The organism is Mesorhizobium sp. M7A.F.Ca.CA.004.04.2.1, from assembly GCF_004022825.1.
Lineage (GTDB): Bacteria > Pseudomonadota > Alphaproteobacteria > Rhizobiales > Rhizobiaceae > Mesorhizobium.
In genome coordinates, this window is record NZ_RZPH01000461.1 from 1 (window position 1) to 4539 (window position 4539).

The following is a 4539-nucleotide window of genomic DNA, read 5'->3' on the forward strand; positions in this document are numbered from 1 at the left end:
ATGATGGACCCAATCAGCCGCCCACCTCCGCTTTGATCTGACGCACCGCAGAGACGATCTGGGAGCGAAGCAGGAGCAGGACCAGCAGGAACACCAGCAGGACAACGCCGCCCGCGAGAACCGCCTGCCAGTCCATTCCGGCGAGCCAGCCGAGACCGATGGCGCCGGAGCCGAAGAGGCCGGTCAGCCAGGAAAGGAACCCAGATTTCTCCATGACTTTCTGTTCGACCTTTTCAGGAACAACAGGTTTGTCGACCGGCACCTTCACCTCGACAGTCACTGGGGGCGGTGTGTCGGGCAAAGCTGACAGCTTCAGCGCTTCGGCGCGCACCGACTTGACGCGGTCGGACCAGCCACGGCCGAAAGTTTTCCATGTCGGGAGACGCTTCAGGAAGCCTAGGCGCTTGTCGCACAGTGCGTCGATAACAACGCCGGCCGGCTTGGCCTTTACAGCAGCAATTGTAGCTGGACCGATGCGACCGTCCTGCCTGACGCCCACAACCGCCTGAAGGTACTGGCAGCCCGAGCCGGCCCAGAGTTGACGGCAAAATCAAAGACGGCGTAGTCGACACCGCCGGGAAGCTGGGCACCAGCCGTCGCATCCCAGTAGAACCGCCGGTATACTGTCGATACTTGGGCATCAGTGATCTTGCGCAGATCGGCCTTGGTAGCATCGGCTTTCACATAGCGGCGGAAGTTGGCGAGCGTGACGCCTTTCATGGTGGCGCCGCCGGGGTCAGCCGGATTGTCTGACCAGAGGCCTTCAGATTTCAGAACGAGCGCAAGCGCCCGCGCAAAGTTGCGGTCCATGGCTAGTACCTTTCTGCCGTGATGGGCAGTCATTGAGTTTGGCAATGAAGGTGGGAGGGCTGAAAATCAGCCGGTTGAGGAGATCAGCGGTCTAAGCGCTCGCATTCATCAAGTAGGCCACCAAGCTCCAGGCAGAGATCGACGCGGCCGAGGCTGTTGGCGTTGTCATTAATCCCCATGCGGCGGTTGTAGGATGTCACGGTGTCTTTCAGTTGAGAAACACGACCGGCCTTATGACCGCTCGAATAAGCGAAACCAGCGATGCAAACACTTGCGGCGATTGCAAGCGCGGCAGTCTTGGCGTTCATTGATATTTTCGCCTCTCGAATCAACTTGGGGAGAATTCGTCCATGGAAGACAGTTTGACTGAAATAGCGGCGCGGCTCCAGATGCTCTGGAAGGCTTGGGCTCCCGCAATCGGCCTTGGCGTTGCCGCAGCCATCGGCATGATTTGGACCGTTTATTTGCCGATAGTTGGGCTTCGCCATCTGCTCGGGTACAACTAGCGGGGACTCGGCCCCTGGGCCGCCAGGGCCGGTTGAATGCGCGCCGCTAGGCCGAGAGCCTACCAATGGCCAAGCCGCTGTTTAGCTTCGACAGTTGCAGGACGGCTTGGTCCCGGAGGCATAATGATCGTTCCGAAAAGATCGTATCGATCCATCCAGGGTTTACGGGCGATCGCCGCTTGGATGGTCGTCCTCGGGCACGCAGTCATAGAGGCAAACGCACTGTCCGGCCAGAATACCCTCATGCCCCTTCGCCCATACACTGACGTCATATGCCATTTTGGTGTCGATATCTTTTTCGCCATAAGTGGGGCGATAATGTATTTGATCACGCAGCGAAGACAGGATGCCGGACGGATAGCGGACGCTGGTCGTTTCACGCTCCGGCGCGTACTGCGCATACTTCCTTTGTTCTGGCTGTCCATGATTCTCACGCTCTGGACCGGGAGGGGCACGCCGCCACCTGACGTGTGGGCCTGGACGCGCCAGCTCTTCCTCATCGATTTCCCTTTGCCCCAGCCAGTCGGCTGGACGCTTGTATTCGAGATCAGGTTCTATGTGCTGGTTGCTGTCATCGTGATGATATTTCGAAACCGCAAGCTGGGTTTTGCCGCTCTGGCTGTCTTTCTTCTGCTGGTATCGCAGGTTTGGCCGACAGCCGAAACGATGACAAGCCCGATCATGTTGGAATTTGTGATGGGGATCGCTGTCGCGGCGGTATGCCAATCAGGGATCCGCTTGCCGGCGAGCTTGCTGCTCTTGGGCGCCGTGGGCTGGTTTCTCTATGCCTCTATTTGGTTATACCCCACCATGGAGATCAATGCGTTCCGCTGGTACGGCTTCGGTCCGCCTGCCGCGTTGTTACTTTGCGCGGCGATGATGCTGGAGCGCGATGGCAAGCTGAGGACGCCATCACTGGCGCTGGCTGCCGGAAACGCTAGCTACAGCACGTATCTCTGGCACCTGGGCCTGATAGGCGTATTGAGCTCGTTCTGGTCGCGTAGCCCCCTGGCGAGCGTTGTCTATCTTTTTGCGTTGCTTTTCCTGACGGCCGTCGTCAGCGCAGTGAGCTATCGCTTGATCGAGCGACCGCTTATCGTGCTTTCGAAACGCCGCGTAGAGAGCGGGGAACTCCATTAAGCCCTGAATTTTGGATTGCCCCAGCGGCTTCGATCTGGCTGAATGGGCGATTTAAAGAGTATGTGCGTTGACATCGCCCCAGCCTAAGACCGCACACCGAACAAAGCGGGCTCCCTTGCAAAGACTCTCGTCCTGGTAGGCCTGAAATTGGAAATCGATGTTCAGTGCGCACCCGCAAAGAGCGAGCCTATGAGACCGTCCGGACCGAGATCGTCAAGATCAAAACTGCTATGGAGGCTCATCACGGAATTCAATTGGAGCGACTACGTCATCGCCGCAATCCTAGTCGCGGCAAATTATGGTTTGATTTCTGCAGTCACCGGGGCTTGGCCAATCGAATACGGCTACATTCGGCTACTACTCGATTTCTAGCCGCGCAGATCAGCACGCCCTGCCATCTTATCGACAATCATGGCTTAGCTGATCAGGCCATTTCGCCCGGCAGTTGCGAGCAGCTGGATCTTGTGCAACTCTTTCAAACTGGGGGAGTGGGCACATGTATTGGCAAAGGGTGTTGTCTTTAGGGGCTTTGCTCCTCTTTTCTGCTTGCACATCCGACTACTTGAACAACTATGACTCGGTGACGCTCGCGGCCGGCGATGCGAACCACGCCAACATGCTTCTGCAGACCGTCGATCCTCTCAATCCAAACAGCAACAACACCCACATCGAGGGCGACGGCGCCCGCGCGGTGGCCGCCTTCAACGCGTATCGGCGCGTGGCGCCCGCTGGTGGTGCCGACTTGGACTGTGCAGGCGGCAAGGGAAACAATCCGGTTGTAGCCGGTCCTGTGAAAATCACTGGTGCTGACACCAACCGGCTGGATGGCGATCACGACGGCGTAGGCTGCGAGTAAATGGACAAATCCCGATACGACAATCGCTCAGACCAATGGCGCAAACGGCAAGGTGCACAGCGTCGGCGTGCCCGCCTAATAGCGGCCATCCCAAAGCGGCTGGTCTTCGTGACGGTTGCTGCGGCAGCCGCCTTCGTCGCGCAGTTCGCCGTGCAGCACAGCGAAAGTTCCCCTGACCTTCACGTTTCCAACTGGATCGGACGTACCCCGGAGCCGATCGCCGGCGTCGCCTCTGTCATCGATGGCGATACGATCGAGATTCATGGGCAACGCATCCGCTTCAATGGCATCGACGCCCCCGAGTCCGCCCAGCAATGCGACGACGCCAAGGGCGTTCGCTACCGGTGCGGGGCGAAGGCCGCTGCAGCACTGGACGGGTTCTTGGCCGCCTCGAGGCCGGTCACATGCACCTTTATCGCCTGGGACCGCTACAACCGCTTTGTGAGCGACTGCCGGCGTGCGGATGGCGCCAGTGTGGCCGCATGGATGGTCGAAAACGGCTATGCGCTCGACTGGCCCAAGTACAGCGGTGGCGCCTATGCAGCGCAGCAGGCGAAGGCCGAGGCGGCGAAGGTCGGCCTGTGGGTCGGACAGTTCCAACTGCCGTGGGAGTGGCGGGCCGGGTATGGAGACAACGCCAGGCCGGCAGTGAGCCAATCCCTAGGCATCGTCGGGCGCCAGGTCGCGCAGCTATTCCTGCCAGCCGCGGCGGAAATGCTCGCAGATCAGCTCGTGCGACGAGGCTCAATGGTATCTCAGTAACTGTCCGTGGGGTGGCAAACTGGACCGTGATGGCGACGGGCAGGCGTGTGAAACGCTCTGCTAGTGAGTGATTATCGGCTGTGAGGGTCGCGGACCGATTTGGGGGTGTGGGGGACTACAATGAGAATGGGTCGACGAGCCGCAGTTTCGGCTGCGGTAGCCTTGGCGCTGGCAACCGCCTCATGCACGACCTCGCAACAGACACTAGCCAAGAACCCGAGTGCCGTCAGCACTTCAGCCCTTTGTAGAACCTTATCCTCTACGAAGGATGCGAAGTTTCAGGACGATCTCTACGCTGAGCTCGTTCGGCGATCCGTGACTCTCGTCCAATGCGCCGACATGATCAGAAAGCAAAATCAGGCGATAGCTGCCGGTATCGCCATTGCAGCTGTGGGCGCAGCCGTTGCGGTATGCTCGAATAACGACTGTGGCGGGGGCGGATAAGGCAGGGCGAATTATTATCAA

At 59.1% G+C, this 4539-nt stretch carries 7 protein-coding genes and 1 pseudogene; 3 read left to right on the forward strand and 5 right to left on the reverse strand.

Annotated elements, in window-relative coordinates; translation table 11 throughout:
• Positions 1-13: 13 nt before the first annotated feature.
• The 4 genes and pseudogenes from EN893_RS40055 to EN893_RS20000 form a co-directional block, all read right to left on the reverse strand.
• Positions 14-331, reverse strand: coding sequence for a hypothetical protein (locus EN893_RS40055; protein ID WP_306663782.1), 318 nt, complete (start codon positions 329-331; stop codon positions 14-16).
• A 69-nt stretch (positions 332-400) separates the two neighbouring features.
• Positions 401-475: pseudogene (locus tag EN893_RS40060) on the reverse strand (hypothetical protein); the annotation flags it as partial.
• Positions 448-810, reverse strand: a complete 363-nt coding sequence (locus tag EN893_RS40065) for a glycosyl hydrolase 108 family protein (RefSeq protein WP_306663780.1) — start codon at positions 808-810, stop codon at positions 448-450. The pseudogene EN893_RS40060 and the gene EN893_RS40065, both read right to left, overlap by 28 nt.
• 83 nt (positions 811-893) lie before the next feature.
• Positions 894-1298, reverse strand: a complete 405-nt coding sequence (locus EN893_RS20000) for a hypothetical protein (RefSeq protein WP_127271253.1) — start codon at positions 1296-1298, stop codon at positions 894-896.
• A gap of 141 nt (positions 1299-1439) precedes the next feature.
• Here EN893_RS20000 and EN893_RS20005 point away from each other — a divergent pair, with 141 nt between their 5' ends.
• The 3 genes from EN893_RS20005 to EN893_RS20015 all read left to right on the forward strand — a co-directional run bounded on the left by EN893_RS20005 (position 1440) and on the right by EN893_RS20015 (position 4074).
• Positions 1440-2456 carry an acyltransferase gene (locus tag EN893_RS20005; protein ID WP_164748683.1) on the forward strand — a complete coding sequence of 339 codons (1017 nt, stop codon included), beginning with the start codon at positions 1440-1442 and terminating at the stop codon, positions 2454-2456.
• Between the two features lie 496 nt (positions 2457-2952).
• Positions 2953-3312 (forward strand): calcium-binding protein, encoded by a 360-nt coding sequence (locus EN893_RS20010; RefSeq protein WP_127271250.1) that lies wholly within the window; start codon positions 2953-2955, stop codon positions 3310-3312.
• Positions 3313-4074 carry a thermonuclease family protein gene (locus EN893_RS20015; protein ID WP_127271248.1) on the forward strand — a complete coding sequence of 254 codons (762 nt, stop codon included), beginning with the start codon at positions 3313-3315 and terminating at the stop codon, positions 4072-4074.
• A gap of 252 nt (positions 4075-4326) precedes the next feature.
• Here EN893_RS20015 and EN893_RS38695 read toward each other — a convergent pair.
• The coding region (locus tag EN893_RS38695) for a hypothetical protein (RefSeq protein ID WP_206640142.1) at positions 4327-4539 on the reverse strand (213 nt) is incomplete at its 5' end.